The sequence below is a fragment of the Bradyrhizobium sp. Leo170 genome, from assembly GCF_004296405.1.
Lineage (GTDB): Bacteria > Pseudomonadota > Alphaproteobacteria > Rhizobiales > Xanthobacteraceae > Bradyrhizobium.
The window spans coordinates 1-20,741 of record NZ_PSRR01000127.1 but is presented as its reverse complement, the minus strand read 5'-3'; the positions used below and the strand labels follow the sequence as shown (position 1 = coordinate 20,741).

21 protein-coding genes and 2 pseudogenes are annotated in these 20,741 nt (G+C 63.5%); 6 read left to right on the top strand and 17 right to left on the bottom strand.

The window, feature by feature from the left end; genetic code table 11:
* The 3 genes and pseudogenes from CWO89_RS21385 to CWO89_RS21375 form a co-directional block, all read right to left on the bottom strand.
* Positions 1-228: pseudogene (locus CWO89_RS21385) on the bottom strand (5-bromo-4-chloroindolyl phosphate hydrolysis family protein); the annotation flags it as partial.
* Positions 228-1,820, bottom strand: a complete 1,593-nt coding sequence (locus CWO89_RS21380) for a vWA domain-containing protein (protein WP_130580712.1) — start codon at positions 1,818-1,820, stop codon at positions 228-230. The gene CWO89_RS21380 and the pseudogene CWO89_RS21385, both read right to left, overlap by 1 nt.
* On the bottom strand, positions 1,817-2,911 hold the full coding sequence (locus CWO89_RS21375; protein ID WP_207234532.1) for a toxic anion resistance protein: 1,095 nt from the start codon (positions 2,909-2,911) through the stop codon (positions 1,817-1,819). Before CWO89_RS21375 ends, CWO89_RS21380 begins: the two co-directional genes overlap by 4 nt.
* A gap of 311 nt (positions 2,912-3,222) precedes the next feature.
* On the opposite strand from CWO89_RS21375, the gene CWO89_RS21370 reads away from it, so the two are divergent.
* A complete protein-coding gene (locus CWO89_RS21370; RefSeq protein ID WP_130580710.1) occupies positions 3,223-3,834 on the top strand; it encodes an LOG family protein in 612 nt (203 codons plus the stop codon).
* 136 nt (positions 3,835-3,970) lie between these two features.
* On the opposite strand, the gene CWO89_RS47995 is transcribed toward CWO89_RS21370, so the two are convergent.
* The 4 genes from CWO89_RS47995 to CWO89_RS21345 all read right to left on the bottom strand — a co-directional run bounded on the left by CWO89_RS47995 (position 3,971) and on the right by CWO89_RS21345 (position 8,623).
* Positions 3,971-4,465: a hypothetical protein gene (locus CWO89_RS47995; protein ID WP_245476426.1), complete on the bottom strand. Its 495-nt coding sequence runs from the start codon at positions 4,463-4,465 to the stop codon at positions 3,971-3,973.
* 135 nt (positions 4,466-4,600) lie between these two features.
* Positions 4,601-6,361: a methyl-accepting chemotaxis protein gene (locus CWO89_RS21355; protein WP_130580709.1), complete on the bottom strand. Its 1,761-nt coding sequence runs from the start codon at positions 6,359-6,361 to the stop codon at positions 4,601-4,603.
* Between the two features lie 262 nt (positions 6,362-6,623).
* Positions 6,624-7,253 (bottom strand): aspartate/glutamate racemase family protein, encoded by a 630-nt coding sequence (locus tag CWO89_RS21350; RefSeq protein ID WP_130580708.1) that lies wholly within the window; start codon positions 7,251-7,253, stop codon positions 6,624-6,626.
* A gap of 20 nt (positions 7,254-7,273) precedes the next feature.
* Positions 7,274-8,623, bottom strand: coding sequence for an aspartate aminotransferase family protein (locus CWO89_RS21345; protein ID WP_130580707.1), 1,350 nt, complete (start codon positions 8,621-8,623; stop codon positions 7,274-7,276).
* A gap of 121 nt (positions 8,624-8,744) precedes the next feature.
* Here CWO89_RS21345 and CWO89_RS21340 point away from each other — a divergent pair, with 121 nt between their 5' ends.
* From CWO89_RS21340 to poxB, 4 genes are all read left to right on the top strand, one after another.
* Positions 8,745-9,719 carry an ABC transporter substrate-binding protein gene (locus CWO89_RS21340; RefSeq protein ID WP_165421266.1) on the top strand — a complete coding sequence of 325 codons (975 nt, stop codon included), beginning with the start codon at positions 8,745-8,747 and terminating at the stop codon, positions 9,717-9,719.
* 7 nt (positions 9,720-9,726) lie between these two features.
* Positions 9,727-10,548, top strand: coding sequence for an ABC transporter ATP-binding protein (locus CWO89_RS21335; RefSeq protein WP_130580705.1), 822 nt, complete (start codon positions 9,727-9,729; stop codon positions 10,546-10,548).
* Positions 10,545-11,312, top strand: a complete 768-nt coding sequence (locus CWO89_RS21330) for an ABC transporter permease (protein WP_130580704.1) — start codon at positions 10,545-10,547, stop codon at positions 11,310-11,312. The genes CWO89_RS21335 and CWO89_RS21330 overlap by 4 nt, the downstream gene beginning before the upstream one ends.
* 159 nt (positions 11,313-11,471) lie before the next feature.
* On the top strand, positions 11,472-13,199 hold the full coding sequence (gene poxB / locus CWO89_RS21325) for a ubiquinone-dependent pyruvate dehydrogenase (RefSeq protein WP_130580703.1): 1,728 nt from the start codon (positions 11,472-11,474) through the stop codon (positions 13,197-13,199).
* Positions 13,200-13,315: 116 nt separating this feature from the next.
* Here poxB and CWO89_RS21320 read toward each other — a convergent pair whose 3' ends face one another.
* The gene (locus CWO89_RS21320) at positions 13,316-14,527 is read right to left on the bottom strand and encodes a threonine ammonia-lyase (protein ID WP_165421265.1); all 1,212 of its coding nucleotides are present in this window, start codon (positions 14,525-14,527) and stop codon (positions 13,316-13,318) included.
* Between the two features lie 80 nt (positions 14,528-14,607).
* On the opposite strand from CWO89_RS21320, the gene CWO89_RS21315 reads away from it, so the two are divergent.
* The gene (locus CWO89_RS21315) at positions 14,608-15,120 is read left to right on the top strand and encodes a DUF1697 domain-containing protein (protein WP_130580701.1); all 513 of its coding nucleotides are present in this window, start codon (positions 14,608-14,610) and stop codon (positions 15,118-15,120) included.
* A 24-nt stretch (positions 15,121-15,144) separates the two neighbouring features.
* Here CWO89_RS21315 and CWO89_RS46010 read toward each other — a convergent pair whose 3' ends face one another.
* From CWO89_RS46010 to CWO89_RS21275, 9 genes and pseudogenes are all read right to left on the bottom strand, one after another.
* On the bottom strand, positions 15,145-15,303 hold the full coding sequence (locus tag CWO89_RS46010; protein ID WP_165421264.1) for a hypothetical protein: 159 nt from the start codon (positions 15,301-15,303) through the stop codon (positions 15,145-15,147).
* Positions 15,304-15,441: 138 nt separating this feature from the next.
* Complete coding sequence (locus tag CWO89_RS21310) at positions 15,442-16,569, bottom strand: hypothetical protein (protein ID WP_130580700.1); 1,128 nt, start codon at positions 16,567-16,569, stop codon at positions 15,442-15,444.
* Positions 16,570-16,707: 138 nt separating this feature from the next.
* Complete coding sequence (locus tag CWO89_RS21305; protein ID WP_130580699.1) at positions 16,708-17,430, bottom strand: di-trans,poly-cis-decaprenylcistransferase; 723 nt, start codon at positions 17,428-17,430, stop codon at positions 16,708-16,710.
* 32 nt (positions 17,431-17,462) lie between these two features.
* Positions 17,463-17,842 (bottom strand): annotated as a pseudogene (locus tag CWO89_RS21300) (winged helix-turn-helix domain-containing protein).
* Positions 17,829-18,446, bottom strand: coding sequence for a hypothetical protein (locus tag CWO89_RS21295; RefSeq protein ID WP_130580698.1), 618 nt, complete (start codon positions 18,444-18,446; stop codon positions 17,829-17,831). The pseudogene CWO89_RS21300 and the gene CWO89_RS21295 overlap by 14 nt, the downstream one beginning before the upstream one ends.
* Before the next feature lie 122 nt (positions 18,447-18,568).
* Positions 18,569-18,928 (bottom strand): DUF1428 domain-containing protein, encoded by a 360-nt coding sequence (locus tag CWO89_RS21290; RefSeq protein ID WP_130580697.1) that lies wholly within the window; start codon positions 18,926-18,928, stop codon positions 18,569-18,571.
* A 174-nt stretch (positions 18,929-19,102) separates the two neighbouring features.
* Positions 19,103-19,819 carry a DUF899 domain-containing protein gene (locus tag CWO89_RS21285; RefSeq protein WP_130580696.1) on the bottom strand — a complete coding sequence of 239 codons (717 nt, stop codon included), beginning with the start codon at positions 19,817-19,819 and terminating at the stop codon, positions 19,103-19,105.
* A gap of 21 nt (positions 19,820-19,840) precedes the next feature.
* Positions 19,841-20,185, bottom strand: a complete 345-nt coding sequence (locus CWO89_RS21280; protein ID WP_245476425.1) for an SRPBCC family protein — start codon at positions 20,183-20,185, stop codon at positions 19,841-19,843.
* On the bottom strand, positions 20,185-20,631 hold the full coding sequence (locus CWO89_RS21275) for an ArsR/SmtB family transcription factor (protein ID WP_130580694.1): 447 nt from the start codon (positions 20,629-20,631) through the stop codon (positions 20,185-20,187). Before CWO89_RS21275 ends, CWO89_RS21280 begins: the two co-directional genes overlap by 1 nt.
* Between the last annotated feature and the right edge of the window lie 110 nt (positions 20,632-20,741).

Genomic DNA, 20,741 nt, shown 5'->3' with positions numbered 1-20,741 from the left:
CAGGAGCTCGCGCGCGAATTCGATGCGGCCGCGCGCCGCGCCGCTGGCGTCGAGCTCGGCGAAGCGCCTGCGCGGCGCCATTACCGCAACGACGCCGCCGCCGGCGAGCGCGCTGACGAGGAGAGCGATCCAGAATGGCATCCCGACGCCGATCGCAAGCGAAGGCAGCAGGATGGCCGCCGCCGCGCCACCGGCAATCCAGCCGAGCCCGGACGGCGCGGCCGCCATCAATTATATCCCCGCACCGAGCGGAACGCGTCCGTCAGGCTCTTGGTGCCGTCGAACACCCTGCCGCCGGTCAGCTTCGCGAGATTGTCGAGCTGGCTGCGATCGACCTGGTCGCCGAACGTGACCCCGAATACCGGCACACGGCGGCCGTCCGCGCGCCACGCGGCCTCAAACGCCGACATATAGCCCTGGCTCTTGCCATCGGTCATGATGACGATGGCCGGCAAGTGCTCTCCGCTGTCGAGCAGCGGCCTCATGGCGACGAGCGCCCGCTCGCTGCAGGTATAGAAATCGGTGCCGCCGCCGGCGTGGAGCTCTAAAGCTTGAGCGAGAAGGGTGGCCTGCTCGGCCTCGCCGCCGGTGGCGCGCGCAGTCCAGAGCACATGATCGTTGAACGGCAGCAGCAGGATCTCGTCCGCCTTGGTCCATTGCACCAACAGCTCGCGCGTGCGGGCAGGCGTCAAAAGGAAACGCATCGCGTCGAGCAACTGAGCCTCGCCGGCCCCCTGCATGCTGCCGGAGACATCGAGGCACAAAGCGGTGAGCGAGGGACGGCGTAGCGCCTCCTGATAGATCGACAGCGCCTTCTGAATCACCGCGGGCTCGGGCGGGCGGATGACGTTCAGCACGCGCGCCGGATCCAGATTGGTCTTGGGATCGGCGGGAAGCGGCGCAGCGCGGCCAACCTCCACCCGCCGTCCGGTCTTGGCGATCCGCGCCTGAACCTCGCCCTTGAGCAGGAAGGCCTGCAGATCGGCAAAGAAGGTTTCGACGTCCTTGCCGCGGCCGCGATCGACGAAGCCGAGCGGAGAATCGGCGACCGCCACGCCGTCTTCCGGATAGATCGCGTAGAGCGGCTCATGGCCATCGGCGATCAGTTTGTCATTGGTCTCCTTGATGACAGCCTCATAGTTCCAGATCGCCTGGTAGTGCGCACCATTCCGCTCGCCGTCGCGATAGAGATCGGCGAGCCAGCCGCTTGAACCCGCGCTGCGCTCGACCCCTTTCAGAAGGCCGCGCGCCGTCGCCAGCACCTCGGGCTTGTCCAGATCGCCGGCTTCGATCAGGTCGGGCTTGCCGATGCCGGCCGCGAGCATCGCGAGGTAGGCGGCCGCGCCCGAGTTCGACTGCGTCGCCGAGGTCATCAGGAATTTCAATCGGCCGGCCTCGACGGCGGCGAGAATATCCTTGGCCGTCACCTTGGCGCCGATCCAGTTCAATTCTTGCGCCTTGGAGCGGCGCACGCCGAGGATGACCGGCATCTGCACGATCGACTTGACCGACTTCACCCGCCGCTTGGTGTCGAACATGTCGATCCAGATCGAGGCCGCCGGCCACACCGCGTCGGCCCGCGGATCGTCGCCCTTGAGCGCCAGCGCGATGTCAAGCGAGCCCTGATAGCGCATGGTGCAGGCGGCATTGCGCGACTTGCAGAATTCCTGCACCAGCGGCTCGAGCACGTCATTCTCCGAGCCCGACAGGATGGTGAATTGCGGTCCCGGCCCGCCGCTGCAGCCGGAGAGCAGCACGGCGATCAGCGGCGCCGCGAGAAGCAGCGCAAGCCAGCGCCGCAGGAACAACGCGAGGCTCATGCAGAGGCCTTGGTCACCGCGGATTTCAACTCGTCGGTCAGCTCCGACATGCGCTGTTCGATCTCGGCGCGCTTGGTCCGGCCCTGTTCCTGCACGGCGAGCACGCCCGAAATGGTGTCGATCAGGTCGCGATTGGTCTTTTCCAGCGTCGTGATGTCGACGATGCCGCGCTGCGACTGTTTCTCGATCTCGATCGCCTGGGTCTTCATCATCTCGGAGGCCTGGCGCATCATCTCGTTGGTGGCATCGGTGATGGTCTTCTGCAGCTCGAGCGCGGATTTCTGCCGGTTCAGCCCGAGCAGCAGGATCATCTTCTGCTTCCACACCGGGATAGTGAGTTCGGTGGTGGCCTGCAGGTTCTCGATCAGGGTCTCGTCGCCCGATTGCACGATGCGGATCTGCGGCAACTGCTGGATGCCGATCTGGCGTGCCTGCTGCAGATAGAAGATGCGCTTCTCGAGCCGGTCGAGCGCCTGGAGTGCGTCCTGATAGGTCTGCGCCGCGAGCAAGGCGTCGCTGCTTTGGCCTTGCGCGGTCGCTGCCCGCTCCATCTCGACCAGCTTGCCGCCGCGGAAGTCCGCGGCGAAGGCCTTGCCGGCGTTGATATGCGCGTCGAGCTGGCCGAGCGCGGTCCTGGTCTGCTCATAGAGATCGTCGAGCAGCGCGATGTCGCGGCGCAGGACCTCCTTGTTGCGATCGAGCTCGACGCAGACGCGATCGATCTGCGAGGCGACATCGCCGAACTGCTCGGCAAAGCGGCGCAGCCGTGCCTCCGCCGACGAGAACAGGCGCGTCAAGAGGCCGCTGTCCTTGAGGTCGGCGGGATCGAGCCCGCGCGCTTTTGCCAAAATGTCCGACAACAGCTTGCCGGTTGTTCCGAGCTCTCGATTTTGCGTCTGGGACAGAATGCGGTCGGCGAACTCGACCACCGACCGCTGGGCGCGCTCGCCGAACGTGACGATGCGCGAACGATCTGAAATATCGATTTCGGACTTGATACGTGCAATCACTGATGCATCTGCTGGCAATGCCGGGACACTCGTCGTTTCGCTCACCGCCTCACTCCCTCTCGGCCGCGGCCATGATAGCATGCCGGACTGGTTCCGCAGCTAAGCGCAGGCGACACGACAGATTGATGACAGTCTCCGAGGTTGATGACAGGCCTGTTGATGAAGCCCTTCCCGGAACGGGATACGTTACCGGCCGCCGCAAAACCCGATCCGGCTCGACCCGCCCGCACGGAGAAATTCCTGTTTGAATTCAAAGATGTAGGCGCAGGTCATTCACAGCACCGATCCGCCGATGCATTACGTTGTAGCGCAACGCCGCGATCCCCAGCCCCTCATGCTAACGTCGATCCGCCGACGAATCGTTTGCAGCACGAAAGGTCCGCACAGATCCAATGCAGAACCAAAACGCCAAAGCGCTGAAATCCGTCTGTATCTTCTGCGGCTCCAGCCCGGGCCGTGATCCGATCTATCTGCAGACCGCGGTCGCCACCGGACAGGCGCTGGCAAAGGCCGGCGTCACCATCGTCTATGGCGGCGGCAAGGTCGGGCTGATGGGAGCGGTGGCAGACGCGGCGCTCGCGGCAGGCGGGCGTGTCGTCGGCGTCATTCCGCGCGCGCTGGTCGAGCGCGAGATCGGACACACGGGCTTGAGCCAGCTTCACATCGTCGAAACCATGCATGAGCGCAAGACGATGATGGCACAGCTATCCGATGGCTTCATCGCGCTGCCAGGCGGTGCCGGAACACTCGAAGAACTTTTCGAGGAATGGACCTGGGCCCAGCTCGGGATCCACCAAAAGCCGTGCGGCCTGCTGAACGTAAAGGATTACTTCGCGCCGCTGATCGCGATGGTGGAGAGGATGGTCGCCGAAGGCTTCACGATCGCAGCCTATGCCGAGATGCTCATCATCGAAACCAAGGTGGACGCGCTGCTCAGCCGCTTTGGAACCTACCAGCCGCCGCCACGAAAATGGCTGCGCACGGAGGCGGCCGCCAAACCATAGAGCATGATCCGGGAAGGCGGAGACCGGTTTGCCCTCGCGACAACAAAACGCGAAGCGTTTGCGCGGAGATCATGCTCAAACCAGAAGATGAAATCGTGATCTGGTTCCGTTCAACCGAATCACGATTTCAGTTGCGTCACCCGCCGTGCTTCTGCGGCTTATGGCCGCTCTGGCCGGGATCGTTGTGCTTGTTGTGGTGGCTTTCCTGGTTCAGCCCGCCGCGGCTCACCGGAAATTCCGACTGGCGCGCATCCTGTTTCGGATGTCTCGCGCCTGCATCTTCCACAATGCGCGCGCCTCGTTGCTCGACATTGCGCGCGTCGGGAACATCGGGCTTGCGTTCCAGCATCCGCAACTGCTGCTCATGGGTCTTCTTGCCCTGCAGCACCGTCTTGCGCGATTTCGGCGTCTGATCGCGCGACGGGCGGCCTTGCCGGCGATCTGGCGCCTCGATACCGCCTTGCGGGTTGGTATCGTTCTCGACGTCGCCCTCAAAGGTGTTCTCGCCTTCGACCTCCTCGAGATCGTCCGGCGTCGCCTGCGCCATCGTGACGCCCTTCGATCCGCCGATCAGCGGATTGCGATAGAGGTCGACATCGCTCGGCCGTTTCGTCTTGTCGTGTTTCGTCATGATCGGTTCCCCGTACAATCGAGCATGTACGAGGACAACGCGCGCGAAATGCGGGAGTTCATTCCGCGATCGGAATCGAAGTGGAGTTGGACGTCTCAGGAACCTCACTCGGCCCGAGACGACCTTTTGGTCAGGTCAGGCAGCCCGCACCGTCTGCAGGAACCGGCTAACTTCCGTCTGGAGCCGGCTGCTGTCGCGGGACAGCGATTGCGCGGACGAGAGCACCTGCGTGGACGCCGAGCCTGTCGCGGTGGCGCCGCGCTGCACGTCGGTGATCCGCGAAGAGACCTCCTCGGTCCCTTGTGCAGCCTGTTGCACGTTGCGCGCGATCTCCTGCGTCGCCGCACCCTGCTCTTCGACCGCGGCGGCGACCGTCGAGGCGATCTCCGCCAGCGATTCGATCGTGTTGCTGATCTGGCCGATGGCGCCGACCGATTGATTGGTCGCGGTCTGGATCGCCGCTATCTGCTGACCGATTTCGCCGGTCGCCTTCGCCGTCTGCTCCGCCAGTGCCTTCACCTCGGATGCGACGACCGCAAAGCCCCGGCCCGCGTCGCCGGCGCGCGCAGCCTCGATGGTGGCGTTGAGCGCCAAGAGGTTGGTCTGGCCTGCAATGGTGTTGATGAGCTCGACCACATCGCCGATGCGGCTGGCGGCTTGGGAAAGTTCGCTCACGCGCTCGGTGGTGGCGCGCGCCTGGCCGACCGCATCAGCCGCGATTCGCGCCGAATCCTGGACCTGTCGGCTGATCTCGTTCACCGAAGACGACAATTCTTCAGTGGCGGTCGCCACTGATTGCACGTTGGCCGACGCTTCTTCGGAAGCCGACGCCACCGCAACCGTTATTTCCTGGGTGCGCTCGGCCGTCGAGGTGAGCGCCTTTGCGGAGTGCTCCAGCTCCGTCGACGCCGTCGAGACGGTGCTGACGATCTCGCCCACCGCTCCCTCGAACGCATCCGCAAGCTTGATCATCTCGGCCCGGCGCTGCCCGGCGAGGGTATCATCCTGCCGGCGCTTGGAGTCGGCCTCGAGCATCGCCCTCTCTTCCGCCTTGACTTTGAATGTCTCGACAGCGCGCGCGACCGCGCCGATTTCGTCCTTGCGCCCGATGCCGGGCAACTGGACGTCGAAGTTACCATTCGCGAGTTCTTGCATGGCCCGGCTCAGGCTGCGCATCGGTCCCGCGATCGAAAGCGCCGACAGCACCGAGGTCACGATCAGCAGCAGGGCCGCAACGCCGCCGATCGCTAGCGACATCCTGTCGGCCGAGGCTGCCTGCTGCGTCGCCTTTTCGATCTCGCCGGCCATAGCCTGCTTGGCACGGTCCACAATCGCATTGGCGTTGGATTCGAGCTCCGCGGAAAGCGACAGCATGACGTCATTGGCGATCTGTCGTGAATCCGTCGTCAACTGGGCGGCGCGCGCCTGGGCCTCGTTCGAGATCGTCAGCCCGGAAGCTTCGACGGAGGCAATTTCCAGAAGCTCGGTTTTCATCTTCGCCAGTTTCTCGGCGGCGGACTCATAGGCAGTCGCCGTGCTCTTCAGCTTCTCCAACTGCGAGCGCGCATCGGCGGCCGAGAGACGGGAGATATCATCGATGAACCCGAGGAATCCTTTGTAGCGTGCCGCCAGATACTCGGTGGCCTTCTGCAATTCTTCATCGGTGGTGGCAACGCGGATGTTGGCCGCGCCGATCTGCAGGCCTCGCGCCTCCGCCTTGGCGTCGATTGCCGCGCGCGCGATGTTGGACTGCAGGAGCACGCTCTCATTGGTGCGGCTGACCGTGGCATTCGCCGTCAGTTGATTCACGATCATCAGCGCGACGAAGATCACGCCGAGCGCGGATGCAATGCCAAGCTTGGCTCCGATCCGTAAGTTTTGAATACCTTTGATCATGCCCACCCCGTTGCAGTCTGGCCTTTGGCCCAACCTCTTTAGCAGGGGCGAACTTATTGTTGGGGCTGTTTAATTAACGTTAAACGGCGGCAGCGAAAGCGATGAAACAACCCGAGAGCGAATGAATCATCGCTTGCGGAAACGTACGCTGCATATGCCGACGCGCGAACGCTCAGCTCGCACAACTCTCTGATGTACTTCTTCGTCCAGAAGACGCTTGGTCAGGAAGATTCGGCAGCGCGCTTGTCCGCATAGGATACCGTCAGCAGAGCATCTCCTTCAACTTCGACACGGCGCTATCCGGCGTCGTGAGCACCGGTCGTCCCGATGCCTGCTCAACCGCTGATGCCGCCGGCGCCATGCTGTATTGCGCGAGCGCGATGACGTCGCAGTCGCGCAAGTCTTTCGATGCTTCGACCACAAGCCGATCGTGCTCGGCGCGATCGCCGCGATCGAGCGCCGCCAGCGCGCCTTCCGCCAGCCTCAGTATCAGCTCGACGGAGTCGGGAAACTCGCGAGGCATGGACGCCAAGGTCGGCGGAAATGTCGAGAGCAAACCGACCTTGCGGCCGCTTCGCGCAGCCTGCTCGATCATCGCCTCATTGGGCTTCAAGACCGGCATCGGCGCATGCGCCCGCGCGACGGCCTCGATGCACGGACCGAAGGCGGAGCAGGTGAATAGGATCGCGTCGGCGCCCGTGCTCACGACATAGCGGCCGAGCGCGAGGAAACGTTCAGTCATGACGTCGGTGAGCCGGCCGTCGCGCGCCAGATCGGCCGACAGGCTGTCATCGAGCAAGTTCATCAGCCGCGCTTCCGGCCACAGCTTTGCGAATGATGCTTCGATCGGCTGAATCGAATGCTTCAGGGCGTGAATGAGTGCGATACGCATTTTCGTTGTTCTGCTTCCGATCAATGGCCGATGCTCGTCAGCGCCCGGTCGACGGCCCGGCCGAGCCGATCGACGATCATATCGATATCACCAGGCGTTGCGATATAGGGCGGCGCCAGCAATACATGGTCACCGCGGCGGCCATCAACGGTGCCGCCGGAGGGATAGCAGGCAAGCCCATCCTCGAATGCCGCGGCCTTTATCTTGTGGTGAAGCTTCAGAGTGGGATCGAACGGCTCGCGCGTGCCACGATCGGCGACCAGCTCAATCGCCTGGAACAGGCCGCGGCCCCTGATATCGCCGACATGGCGATGATTGCCGAAGCGCTCAACGAGGCGACGTTCAAGCTGCCGGCCCAATTCCTGCACGCGATCGAGCAGTCTTTCATCGTCGATGATCCGCTGCACTTCCAGTGCAGCCGCGCAGGCCAGCGGATGCGCGAGATAGGTATGGCCGTGCTGGAATGCGCCCGAGCCGTCGCGGATCGTTTCAGCGATGCGGGCGCTCGAGAGCATTGCACCGATCGGCTGGTAGCCGCCGCCAAGGCCCTTGGCGATCGCCTGGATATCGGGCGCAACACCCTCCTGCTCCCAGGCATGCAACGTGCCCGTGCGCCCCATGCCGCACATCACCTCATCGAGGATCAATAGCGCGCCATGGCGATCGCATACCTCACGGATGGCCTTGAAATATCCCTCCGGCGGCGGCACGCAGCCCGCGGTGGCGCCGACCACGGGCTCCGCGAGAAAGGTGGCAACGGTATCAGGCCCGAGGCGCTGAAATTCGGCTTCCAGTTCGGCCGCGAGCCGTGTGACGAAATCGGCTTCCTGTTCGCCGTCGCGCTGCTCGTGATAGGCAAAGGCCGGCGTCACATGGCTGAACGCCTCCGACAGCAGCGGCGCATAGGGCTCGCGCCGCCACGCATTGCCGCCGGCCGCGAGCGCGCCCAGCGTGTTGCCATGATAGCTCTGCCGCCGCGCGATGAAATGCCGGCGCTGCTTCTGACCGATTTCGACGAAGTACTGCCGCGCCAGCTTAATGCTGGCTTCGATCGCTTCCGATCCGCCGCTGACGAAATAGACGTAAGCGAGACCGCCGGGTTCGTGACCCACAAGCTTGTCGGCGAGCACTTCCGCCGGCTCGGACGAGAAGAACCCGGTATGGGCATAAGCGAGCTTTGACGCTTGCCGCGCCACGGCTTCCAACACACGCGGATGCTGATGACCAAGACAGGAAACCGCGGCGCCGCCGGAGGCATCAAGAACTTTCCGGCCATCTTCGGCGATCAGCCAGACGCCTTCGCCGCCGACGGCTTTCGGGGGCGTCTCGCGCAAATTTCGGTGCATCAGGCGGCTGAAGCGGATGGCCATGACGGTCAGCCTTTCCTGATGAGAGATCGCAATGAGGGCGAGCTTACTCGGAGGTCGCAATCATAGTCTATCGCGGCACATTTCTTGCTACTCCCGACGGGACTTCCCAGGGGAAATTTCCATGCAATTGACGACCCGAGTGACCGCGATCCTTGCCCTGCTCGCAGCCTTTGCGGCGCTGCCCGCCCCGTCGCTGGCGCAGGACAAGGTCGCCGTCGGCGTGTTCCCGCTCTCCTCGTCGCTGCCTTATTTCGTCGCGCTGGAACGCGGGTTCTTCAGGGAACAGAACATCGAGCCCGAGATGACGAAACTCCTGGGCGGGCCTGCCAATGTCGCGGCGCTGATGACCAACCAGATCGAGGTCTCCGCCGTGCTGGTCACGCTCGAAGGCCTCAACGCCAATGTCAAGAAGCCGGGGGTTGCCACCTATATCAGCCTCAACAGCCAGACCAAGGTCTGGAAGATGGAGCAGTTCGTCGTCCGCAGCGGCTTTGCGGCGAAAACGATCGCCGATCTCAAGGGCGCCAAACTAATGTCGGCGCCGGGTCCGGCCAACATCAACACCGCCAAAGCGATCCTCGCCAAGAACGGCCTGAAGGAAGGCGACTACACCATCGACCAGCTCGACATGGGCCAGCACGTCAACGCGATGACGGCCGGCACGTTCGACGGCGGCTATACGCTCGAGCCGAACGCATCGATGATGATCAAGGCCGGCGTCGCGCATCCGATCGAGGCCGGGGTGATCTCGAAATACATCCTCGGCAATGAGAATGCCAACGCGTACGCCGCCGGCTGCGCGATGACCGCCGACTTCATCCAGAAGCGGCCGGATGTGGCAAAACGCTTCGCCGCCGCCTGGGCCAAGGCGATCGCCTTCATCAACGCCAATCCGGATGAAGCGCGCAAGCACCTCGCCAAGAACACCTACACGCCGGACAATGTGGTCGATATGGTGCCGATGCTCGGCTATGTGATGGTCGGCGACATGACCAAGGAGCAGCTTGCCGATCTGCAGGCCTTCGCGGATTTCGGCAACTCGATCGGCGTCGTGCCCGAAAAGATCGACGTCAGCAAATTCCTGCACAAGTTCTGAGGGGCGTATGACGAGCGCGGCCGCAAGCATGGCGAACGGGCCGGCCAGCGGCTTCGACGAGTCGCGCCGGACGGCGCCGCATGTCACGATCCGCGGGCTTTCCAAGCGTTACACTGACGCAGTGATCTATGACAATTTCGATTTCGATATCCCGCGCGGCAAGCTCATTTCCGTGTTCGGGCCGAATGGCTGCGGCAAGAGCACGCTGATCAACATGATCGCAGGGCTGGTGCCCGCTGATGCCGGCGAGGTGCTGTTCGACGGGCGGCCGCTGAGCCGCGTCAAGTTCGGCTACGTGTTCCAGAACTATCGCGAAGCGCTGTTTCCGTGGCTGCCGGCGTTCGACAACATCGCCTATCCGCTGAAGCTGATGGGCGTGCCCAAGGCGGAACGCAGGCTGCGCGTGGAGCGGCTGGTGGCGCATCTCGGCGTCAAGATCGACCTTGCGCTTTATCCCTATCACCTCTCCGGCGGACAGCAGCAGCTCGTCTCGATCATGCGTGCACTGATTGTCGAGCCGGAGATCCTGTTCCTCGACGAACCATTCTCCGCGCTCGACTACGAGATGACGCTGTTCATGCGCGAGCAGTTGCAGCGCGTGTGCATGGAAACGAAGACGACGACGGTCCTGGTGTCGCACGACCTCGAAGAGGCCGTGTATCTCTCCGACTACGTATTGCTCCTGTCGCGCCATCCGGCACAGGTGGTCGAGTTCGTGCCCTATGACGCGCCGCGACCGCGCTCCGACAAGACGATGACCGAGCCCTCCTTCGTCGCCACCAAGGCGCATTGCCTGAAGCTGTTTCAGCACGAGGTCCGCCGCGGATGACCGGACGCAAGCAAATCGCGAGGGCGTTGCTGCCGCTGGTCGGTGTCGCGATGCTGCTCGCCGTCTGGACGCTGGTGAACGGGCTGAAACTGGTCGATCCCGTGCTCCTGCCCTCGCCCGCCGCGACGTTCAAGACCTTGTGGGAAGGCATGACCAGCGGCAAGCTCGGCGTCGATTTCGTCAAGACCGTGGTGCGGACGATCTCCTCCACCGCGATTGCGGCCGTCATCGCCATTCCGCTCGGCATCCTGCTCGGCTCCTCGGAAAAACTCTATCGCTCGGTCGAGTTCCTGATCGACTTCTTCCGTTCGACGCCGGCCTCCGCGATGTTTCCGCTGTTCCTGGTGCTGTTCGGCGTCGGCGACCGCACCAAGATTTCGGTGGCCGCGTTCGGCGCCAGCCTCGTGATCCTGTTCAACGTCGCCTATGGCGTCATGAACGCGCGCAAGACCCGCCTGCTTGCCGCCAAGGTGATGGGCGCGTCGCGGATGCGCGTGCTGTTCGACGTGATGCTGCTGGAGTCGCTGCCGCAGACCTTTGTGGGTTTGCGCAACGGCGTGTCGCTCGCACTCGTCATCATCGTGGTCGCCGAAATGTTCATCGGTTCGACCGACGGGCTCGGCCAGCGTGTATTCGAAGCGCAGCAATTGTTCGACATGCCCGGCATGTATGCGGCGATCTTTGCCGCCGGCGCGCTCGGCTATGCGCTCAATCTCTTGTTTCTATTGATCGAACGGCGCTTCGTGCACTGGGCCGGCCGCTAGAAGCAAGGCCCTTACGGTCTCACGACGAGGCCGTGCGAACCCGAAATATCCCGGTCACCTTGCTGTGAGCAGTCCTCGCCTCGCTCGGTTCGGATGGCCTATCCTCCGTGACACGTCCGCATCCTCCGACCGAAACCTCCATTCCCCAGGGAGAATCTCATGGCCCGCACCGTTGCCGACCAGATGGTCGAGACCTTTGCCGCAGCCGGCGTGAAGCGCATCTACGGCATTGTCGGCGACAGCTTGAATGGTTTCACTGATGCACTGCGCCGCCACGGCGGCGTCGAGTGGCTGCATGTGCGCCACGAGGAAGTTGCGGCTTTCGCCGCCGGCGCCGAGGCGCACATCACGGGCAAACTCGCCGTCTGTGCCGGAAGCTGCGGGCCCGGCAATCTGCATCTGATCAACGGCCTGTTCGACTGCCATCGGTCGCGCGTGCCGGTGGTGGCAATCGCGGCGCATATCCCTTCACCGGAGATCGGCTCGCACTTTTTCCAGGAGACGCATCCGGAGCATCTGTTCCGGGAATGCTCGACCTATTGCGAACTGGTGTCGGGCGCAGAGCAGATGCCGCGCGCGCTCGAGATCGCGGTGCGGCGCGCAATCGCCGAACGTTGCGTCAGCGTCATCGTGATTCCCGGCGACATCGCGCTCAAGCCGGCCACCGGCACGTCTGCCTCGACATCGACAGGGCTGGTCCTGTCGCAGCCGGCGGTGGCGCCATCAGATGCCGCGCTTAAACAACTCGCCGACCTCCTCAACCAATCGGAACGTGTCACGCTGCTCTGCGGCAGCGGCTGCGCCGGCGCGCATGACGAATTGATGCAGCTTGCGGAAGCCCTGAAGTCGCCGATCGTCCACGCCATGCGCGGCAAGGAATATGTCGAGTGGGACAATCCTTACGATGTCGGCATGACCGGCCTGATCGGCTTTTCCTCCGGCTATCATGCGATGGAAAACTGCGACACGCTGCTGATGCTCGGCACCGATTTCCCATATCGACAATTCTATCCGAAGGACGCGCGGATCGCGCAGGTCGATGTCAGGCCCGAGGCGATCGGCCGGCGCGTGCCCGTCGAGCTCGGCGTCATCGGGCAGGTCGGCCCGACATTGCGCGCGCTGTTGCCGCGGCTGACGGCCAAGGACGACCGGCGGTTTCTCGATGGCGCGCGCAAGCATTATGCCGAAGCGCGCCGCGGCCTCGACGAGCTCGCTTCCGGCCGCAAGGGCGGCACGCTGCATCCGCAGCAGATCGCGCGCCTCGCGAGCCAGCTCGCCAGCGAGGACGCGATCTTCACCTGCGACGTCGGCCTGCCGACGGTCTGGGCGGCGCGCTATCTCGCCATGAACGGAAAGCGCCGCCTGATCGGCTCGTTCTGGCATGGCTCGATGGCCAACGCGATGGCGCAGGCGATCGGCGCCCAGGCGGCCGCGCCGGGACGCCAGGTCATCTCGCTCTCCGGCGACGGCGGCTTCACGATGCTGATGGGCGATCTCTTGAGTCTTTCGCAGCTCAAGCTGCCGGTGAAGGTGATCGTGTTCAACAATGGCGCGCTCGGCTTCATCGAGCTCGAGCAGAAATCCTCCGGCTTCCTCGATACCGGCACGGAGCTGAAGAATCCGAACTTCGCTGCGATGGCGGAGGCCACCGGTATCAAAGGGGTGCGCATCGAGGATCCGGCCGAGGTCGAAGGCAAGCTTGCCGAAGCCTTCGCGCATCCCGGGCCGGTCGTGATCGACTCCGTCGTCAACCGCCTGGAGCTCGCGATGCCACCCAAGGTGACCACCGAAATGGCCAAGGGCTTCACCCTCTACATGGTGCAGGCAGTGCTGAACGGCCGCGCCGACGAGGTCGTCACCCTGGCGCGGACCAATCTGTTGCGCTGACAGAGGTTAGATCGAGCTGCAGTTACGTAGCCCGGATGCAGCGAAGCGTAATCCGGGACTGCTGGAGCCACGTGCGAGAACCCCGGATTGCGCTTCGCTCCATCCGGGCTACGCATCTACGTGCAGCGCGCCGAAAAACCTGATGCCGCGAGCTTGGCCAGCACATCGTCCAGATGGGCGCAGTCACGGGTTTCGATCACGAGCTCGAGTAGCGTCGCCTTGGCCGGCAGCGCCGAGAAGGTGCGCTGGTGCGAGACCTCGATGATGTTCGCACCGGCTTCGGCCAGTAGCGCCGAGACGGCGGCGAGTTGGCCGGGTCGGTCGACGATGTCGAGCGCGAGCTGCGTCAATCGCCCCTCGCGCGCGAGCTCGCGCGTCAGGACCGAGGCGATCAGTCGCGTGTCGATATTTCCGCCGGTCAGCACCAGGCCAAGCTTCTGCCCCGCGAAGCGCTCCGGCGCGGCCAACACCGCAGCGAGGCCCACGGCGCCGGCTCCTTCGACGACCGTCTTCTCGATCGAGATCAGCATCGCCACCGCGCGCTCGATCTGATCTTCCGTGACCAGCAGGATGTCGTCGACCAATTCGCGCACGATCTTGGTCGTAATCTGGCCCGGCGCCTTGACCGCAATGCCCTCGGCAAGGGTATCGCCGCGCATCGGCAGATGCTCGTTCCTGACGGCGTTGTACATCGATGGGTAGAGCTGGGCCTGGACGCCGACGATCTTCAGACCGGGCTTGAGCGATCTGGCGGCGATCGCGATGCCCGAGATCAGCCCGCCGCCGCCGATCGGCACGACGAGCACATCAAGATCGGGTACGGACGCGAGCATCTCCAGCGCAATCGTGCCCTGGCCCGCCATGATCAGCGGATCGTCATAGGGATGGATAAATGTCATGCCGCGTGTCTCGCAGAGCTTGCGGGCAAACTGCGCGGCGTCCTCCAGCGTCGCACCGGAGATGATGACTTCGGCACCATGGCGCCGCGTGTTCTCGATCTTCACCATCGGCGTGCCGATCGGCATCACGATCGTTGTGGGAACGCCGAGCCGCAAGGCGTGGTAGGCGACGCCCTGCGCATGATTGCCGGCCGACATCGCGATCACGCCGCGCTGCCGCTCCTCCGGCGACAACGCCTGCAGGCGGTTCAGCGCCCCACGCTCCTTGAAGGAGGAGGTGAACTGCAAATTCTCGAATTTGAGCCAGATGTCGCAGCCGCATATCTCGCTTAGTGTCCGGCTGTGGTTGAAGGCCGTGACGATGACCGAATCGCGGATGGTGGCCGCGGCGGCCCTGATATCGGCCAAAGTGATCGGAAGGTTTTTCAAGTTGACCTCGGTTTGTCCTGTAGCTCCTGTTGGCGCGCCTGTGGCATGTTGACGGCCTCCCTCCTTGGATACGGTCTGGAATGCCAACCTATATCGCCCTGTTGCGTGCCGTGAATGTAGGCGGAACCGGCAAGCTGCCAATGGCCGAACTGAAAGCGATGTGCGTCGCCGAAGGATTTGCAAGCGTACAAACCTATATCGCCAGCGGCAATGTGGTGTTCGACAGCAAATTGCCCGCCGCGAAGGTGAAAGCGGCGCTGGAGAAGCGGCTGCAGGCCTATGCGGGCAGCCCGATCGGCGTGGTGATCCGGACCGCCGACGAGATGGCCGCGGCGCTGAAGGCCAATCCGTTCCCGAAGGCGCCGCCGAACTGGACGATCGCGATCTTCCTTGATGAGGCGCCGCCGGCCGATGCGCTTCAAACGATCAAGGGGCAACAGGACGAAGAGGTGCGCCTCGGCAAGCGCGAAATCTATGTCGCCTACGGCTCAGGGATCGGCCGGTCGAAGCTGAAGATACCGGCGGCGACGAACGGCACGGCGCGGAACATCAACACGATCGCGAAGCTCGTGGAGCTCGCGTCGGGCAGTTAGAGCATTTTGAGCGAAGTGGAGGGCTCAGGCGTCCTGAAGCGCAGCCCGCGCGTCTTCGCGCGGCTTGACCGGCTCGGCCCGCTCGACCACGTCGCAGTTCTCGCAATGCAGGACGGTACGGAAATGCTTGTCCAGCGCGACGGTCCGTTGCCGGCCGCATTGGCAGCGCATCTGCTTGTCCATGGGAATGACCCTGGTTGTACTTGATTCGCGGGAAGGTCGGTGCGCCTAGCTAGCCGCTAAGGGTTAACCTAGTGTGACGATGATGATGCGAATCTGGCGCGGCTTCGGTTCGCCGGCCTCCCGCCGGGACCGGAAACGTCAGTGAAGACCGTTAGCTGCAAGCCGGACCAGCAATTGCCGCTTGGCCTTGTGCCGCGCCCGAAGATCGGTCAGGCGGCGATGAAACTCGTCGTCAGTCCCTTGCAGGAGCGAAAGCTCGCGCAGATCCGCGAGCATGACGGCCACTTGATCATAGGCGTTGTTGTTGCGAAAGGCGACAATAGCTTCGACGTCCGTCCAGGCAGATTGGCCCCGCCGCTTCAGGGCATCTATTCTGACCTTTCTGGCTTTCGTCTCGCGCTCCTGCTCGCGCCGTTTCTCAGCCTGCCTTCGCTCTTCCTCCACCTTGCGGCGCGCTTCCGCCAAATCAGCCGCGATCCGGCGCAGTTCGCCGGCCTGCCTGCGTGGTTGCACAGGCTTCCCTGGCGAGGTGGTGGGACGGCAACGGCGACGGAAATCCGCGCGGATCAGCGGATCGCCATCGTAGAGACGACGTAGATAGCCGTCTTTCTCCTTCGCGCCGAGAGCTTTGATGATCGCGGTGACTTCCTGTTCCGATGGTTCGGGCCGCAGAATCGCGGGCTTTGCGGCCGCCGCTTCGACGAGGTCGCGATCGATGCAGAAGAAGTTTGCAAATGCGACAAGCTGAGGCGTCAGCGGTCCTAGTCCGTCGAGCGGCTCGACCGTCTCGTCCGGAATGTCCTCGCTCTCGACCGACATCAGCCAGACGAGATAGAGAAGCCGCAGATCGCCCTCGAGGAGATCGTTGCGCAGCGGCGCGATCCCATCCAGCCAGCCCTCTCCGCCTTCGTCCTCCACATCCAGTTCATCCCGCGCTACGTCGAGAATGACGTTTTCTCCTTCGGATCGAATGCGGGCCACATCCCGATCGGCAATGAATTGTTTCAAGCGAGGGACTTCCAGCGCGAGCTTGGGAATGCGGATCGCGATCTGTCGCGTGCCCCAATTGGCCAGATAAAGGAACAGATCGAAGTATCGCGCCATCAGCCGATCAGGATTGCCCTTGAAGTCACCCCAATTATAAGTGTTCACAAAGGTCCTGGCGGTGATGTCGGCGCGGCTCGACAGCGCACGCAGTTCTTGCTGATCGGTCGGAGTGAGAAGCCGATCGATCGCCCTGAATTCGTAGTATTGGTATTCACTCACGTGGTCACCGCTGGTCGTTCGATCCTGACGCTCGCACTGGAGCGACACATGTTACATTCGAACGAGCCGGGTGATTAAGAACGGGCTTTGAATCTTCAACAGGAGACTTCCGACCTGTTGCGTCCGCGTCCGCGGTATTCAGAGGCTCGGCACGTCCTCGAGCGCGACCGGTTGCAGGCCACCGAAGCGGCGTTCGCGGCGGTGGAAGGAGGCTAGCGCGTCCGCGAGATCGTCCCCATCGAATTCCGGCCACATCCGATCGGTGAAGTGCAGTTCGGCGTAGGCGCCTTCCCACAGCATGAAATCGGACAGGCGCTTTTCGCCGCTGGTGCGGATGATGAGATCGACGTCGCGCAGATTCGACTCACCGGTGACGAGCTCGGAGAAGGTCTCGCGCGTGAGCTTGCCAAAGCCGGCGACCCGCGTCGCGGCGTTGAGGATGGCATCGCGCGCGGAATAATCGATCGCGATGCGCAGATGCAGGGCGTCGCCATCAGCCGTCGCGCCTTCCGCGCGGGCGATCGCAGCCGCAATGCCGTTGGGAAGGCGATCGCGGCGGCCGATCACGGTGAGGCGGACGCCATTGCGTACCAGCGCCTGGATCTCGTTGGCGAGATAGAAGCGCAACAGGCCCATCAGCGCGGTGACCTCGGCCTTCGGCCTGCGCCAATTGTCGCTGGAGAAAGCGTAGAGTGTCAGCGTGCCGACCCCCTGCGAGGGCGCCGCCTCGACGATGCGGCGGATCGCTTCGACGCCGGCCTCGTGGCCGCGCAGCCGCGACAGCCCCCTCCGCGTCGCCCATCTTCCATTGCCGTCCATGATGATGCCGACGTGAAGTTTGGAGGAAAGATCACTTTGCATTACAAAGTCTCCGATCAAAAAAGGAATCGTGATCAGGCCGGCAGGATGCCGAGCCGGGAAGGCGCGGCGCCTTCCTTGCCCGCGGCCTTGGCGGCGTCGCGCACCAGCCGCTCCAGCACGACCAGATAGTCGAGGAAGCGGCGGCGGCCCGCCTTGGTGAGGCGGCAGGTGGTGTGAGGGCGGTTGCCCTCATAGCCCTTGGTGACTTCGACGAGTCCGGCTTCCTGCAACACCTGCAGATGACGGCTGAGATTGCCGTCGGTCAATCCGCAAAGCTGCTTGAGATCGGCGAACGCCAATCCCTTGGGGTGCGTCATCAGCGAGGTCATCAGCCCGAGTCGCGCCTTCTCGTGGATCACGCGGTCGAGACGTCATAGGAGAACGGCGCGTTGTTGGCTTCAATCTTCGACATCGTTTTCTCCGGTGGCGAAATACAACAGGGCAGCCATCAAAACCTGGCCGACGACGAAGGGCAGGCCCATGGTCCAGGGCGACAACGCGTGGCTCTGGCTCGCGACCACCAGCACCGCAAAGCCGGAGAGGAAATACCAGGCGCCGGCAAGGGCGATGCTGCGCGGCAACGAGCGGACGGAGGCGAACACGCCGAGGCTGACCAGCACCTGCCACAGGCCGGGCAGCATCCACAGCGTTTCCGGCGCGAACTTCCACAACAGGATCGCGAGCAAGACGCCGGCGATGCCCGCGGGCAAGAACTGCTCGACCGCCTGCTGGATCATGGCGTCCGCGAGCCCGGAATGATGGCGGCGCGAGCGCGCCCGCATCTCGGTCCAGATCAGCGCGGCCGAAAGCAGCGCGGCCACGGTCCAGCCGCCAAAGAAGGTGAGCGGGTTCCCGGTCGGATTATCGAGCCAGAGGAACTGCAGGAGCGCAGTCAGCAGCGCCACGCCGGCGGTGGCGGCCACGGTCGCCGGACCGTAACCGCGGAACGCCGTGCCCGCCGCAATCTGGCTCCGGATGGCAAGAATGTCGGCCAGGGCTTTGTCGAGGTCGCGCATCGGTTGTCCGAACTTTGCATTGCAAAGTACAGGAGTCGCGACACGGGCGCAAGTCAGCCAGCGGCCGACCGGCGATCAGGTCGGCCGTCTCTGCGGAAACAGTTTGTGTAGCGCGAGCGCCGCTATACCTTCACCAGGCTCGCAAATCCGCCATAGATCATACGCTTGCCGTCGAAGGGTACCGACTTGCCGTTCATCATGGATTTGAGGCGTTCGTCCGCCATCACCTTGGCATTGATCTTGTCGCGCTGGGCGCGGGATTTGTAGGTGATCCACGCGAACACGACGGTCTCGCCGGGTTTCAGCTTGACGCTCTGGGGGAACGAGGTGAGCTTGCCGGGCTTGACGTCCTCGGCGACCCATTCGCGATAGTCCAGCGCGCCATACTCGCGCCAGATCTTGCCGCACTTTCGCGACATCTGGGCATAGGCGGCGAGATTCTTCTTCGGGACGGCGAGGATGAAGCCATCGACATAGGGCATGGGCGGTTCCTGTTGTTGTTCCCGTCATTGCGAGGCGGAAGCAACGAAGCAATCCATTTCTCCGCATACGGCGGCATGGATCGCTTCGTGGAGCCAGTCATTGGGCGGCGCTAGCGCCGACCCGGCGGCTCGCAATGACGGTTTGCGGGTCTCTCAGCTATGGCAACAGGATGCCTAAACCGGCGTCGGCTGGTATTGGTCACGGTGCCGCACCCAGTCCATCGGATAGGGCAGGCCCTCTTCGTGACGGCCAAGCGGCGTGAGGTCGAGATAGTGATAGGCCGCGTTCATCATGTCGAGGCCACGGGCAAAGCACGAATAGGTGTGGAAGATGTGGCCGGCCTCGTCGCGATAGAACACGCTGATGCCCGGCGCCTCCTCGACGCCGAAACCGGACGTGCCGAAATTGTAGATCCTGGCGCCCGATCTCAGTTCCTCCGGCGTGAACGACACCGCGAAGTCATGATTGAAGTCGCTGTTCGCCGAGGACAGCCAGTCGAAGGTCCAGCCCATCCGCTTCCTGAACGCTTCCAGCTTCTCGAAGGGCGCGCGCGAGATCGCTACCAGCGTGGTGTCGCGCGCCGCAAGATGCGGGATCATGCGCTCGTTTCCGTCGGCCCAGAACGAGCAGCTCTTGCAGCCTTCATCCCAATCGGGCGCGAACATGAAGTGCTGCACGACGAGTTGCGGCTTGCCCTTGAACAGGTCGGCGAACGCCAGCTTGCCGTTCGGGCCGTCGAACAGATAGGACTTGTCGATCTTGACCCAGGGCAATGCCCGCCGCTCCGCGCTGAGGGCATCGCGGGCACGGGTGAGTTCCTTCTCGTGCGCCAGATGGGCCTTGCGCGCTTCGAGCCATTCCTCGCGTGACACGACCTTGTGTGGCTGCATGGCACCCTCCTTTGACAGCATTCAGGCGATGAAATCTTCCAGCTTGGCGAACAGCTCGGTCCATCCACGCTCATGATTGTCGCGCGCGGTCTCGTCAACGAACTGCTCATGATGGAAGGTCAGCAGCGTGCCGGCGCCATCCGGCCTGAGCGATACCGTCACGAGCGACTCGCGCTCGGGCGTCGAATGCCAGGCCCAACTGAAGACCAATCGCTCGTTCGGCACGACGTCGCGATAGACGCCGCCGACTTCGTGATATTCGCCGTCGTTGCCGGTGAAACTGATGCGGTAGCGCCCGCCGGCACGAACATCGAGCTCAGCCCGCACAGAGCCGGGCTTCACATTCGCCGGCCCGAACCATCGCACTAGGTTTTCCGGTTCGGTCCATGCGGCGTAGACTTTTTCCGGCCGCGCGCGGAGGCGGCGCGTGAGGGTGAGGCCGGGGCGCGCGGCGGGGCCGGAGCTGGCGGTGCTGATGGCCATGGGTCTTCCTCCACGAAGGCGGCAAGGCGATCGAAATTGTCGGACCAGAAGCGCACATAGCGATTGAGCCAGTCCATCGCCTGCTCCATCGGTCGCGCAGTCAGCCGGCACGCCACCGTGCGGCCGGTCTTCTCCCGCGTGATCAGGCCGGCATCCGACAATACGTCGAGATGCTTCATGATCGCGGGCAGCGACATCTGAAATGGCTGCGCCAGTTCGCTCACGGACAGGCTTTCCTTCTCGCCAAGCCGCGCCAGAAGCGCGCGGCGAGTGGGATCGGAAAGCGCCGCGAACGTACGGTCCAGCGTCTCGTCGAGATACTTAACCATGTGGTTTAGTATAGGCTCGATCGATCACGAGTCAATGGCTCGAATCGCGGGCACATTCACGAAAATTTGGCGCTCAGAAAGAGGGGCAAAGGCGCCTTGCGCGCCGGCCT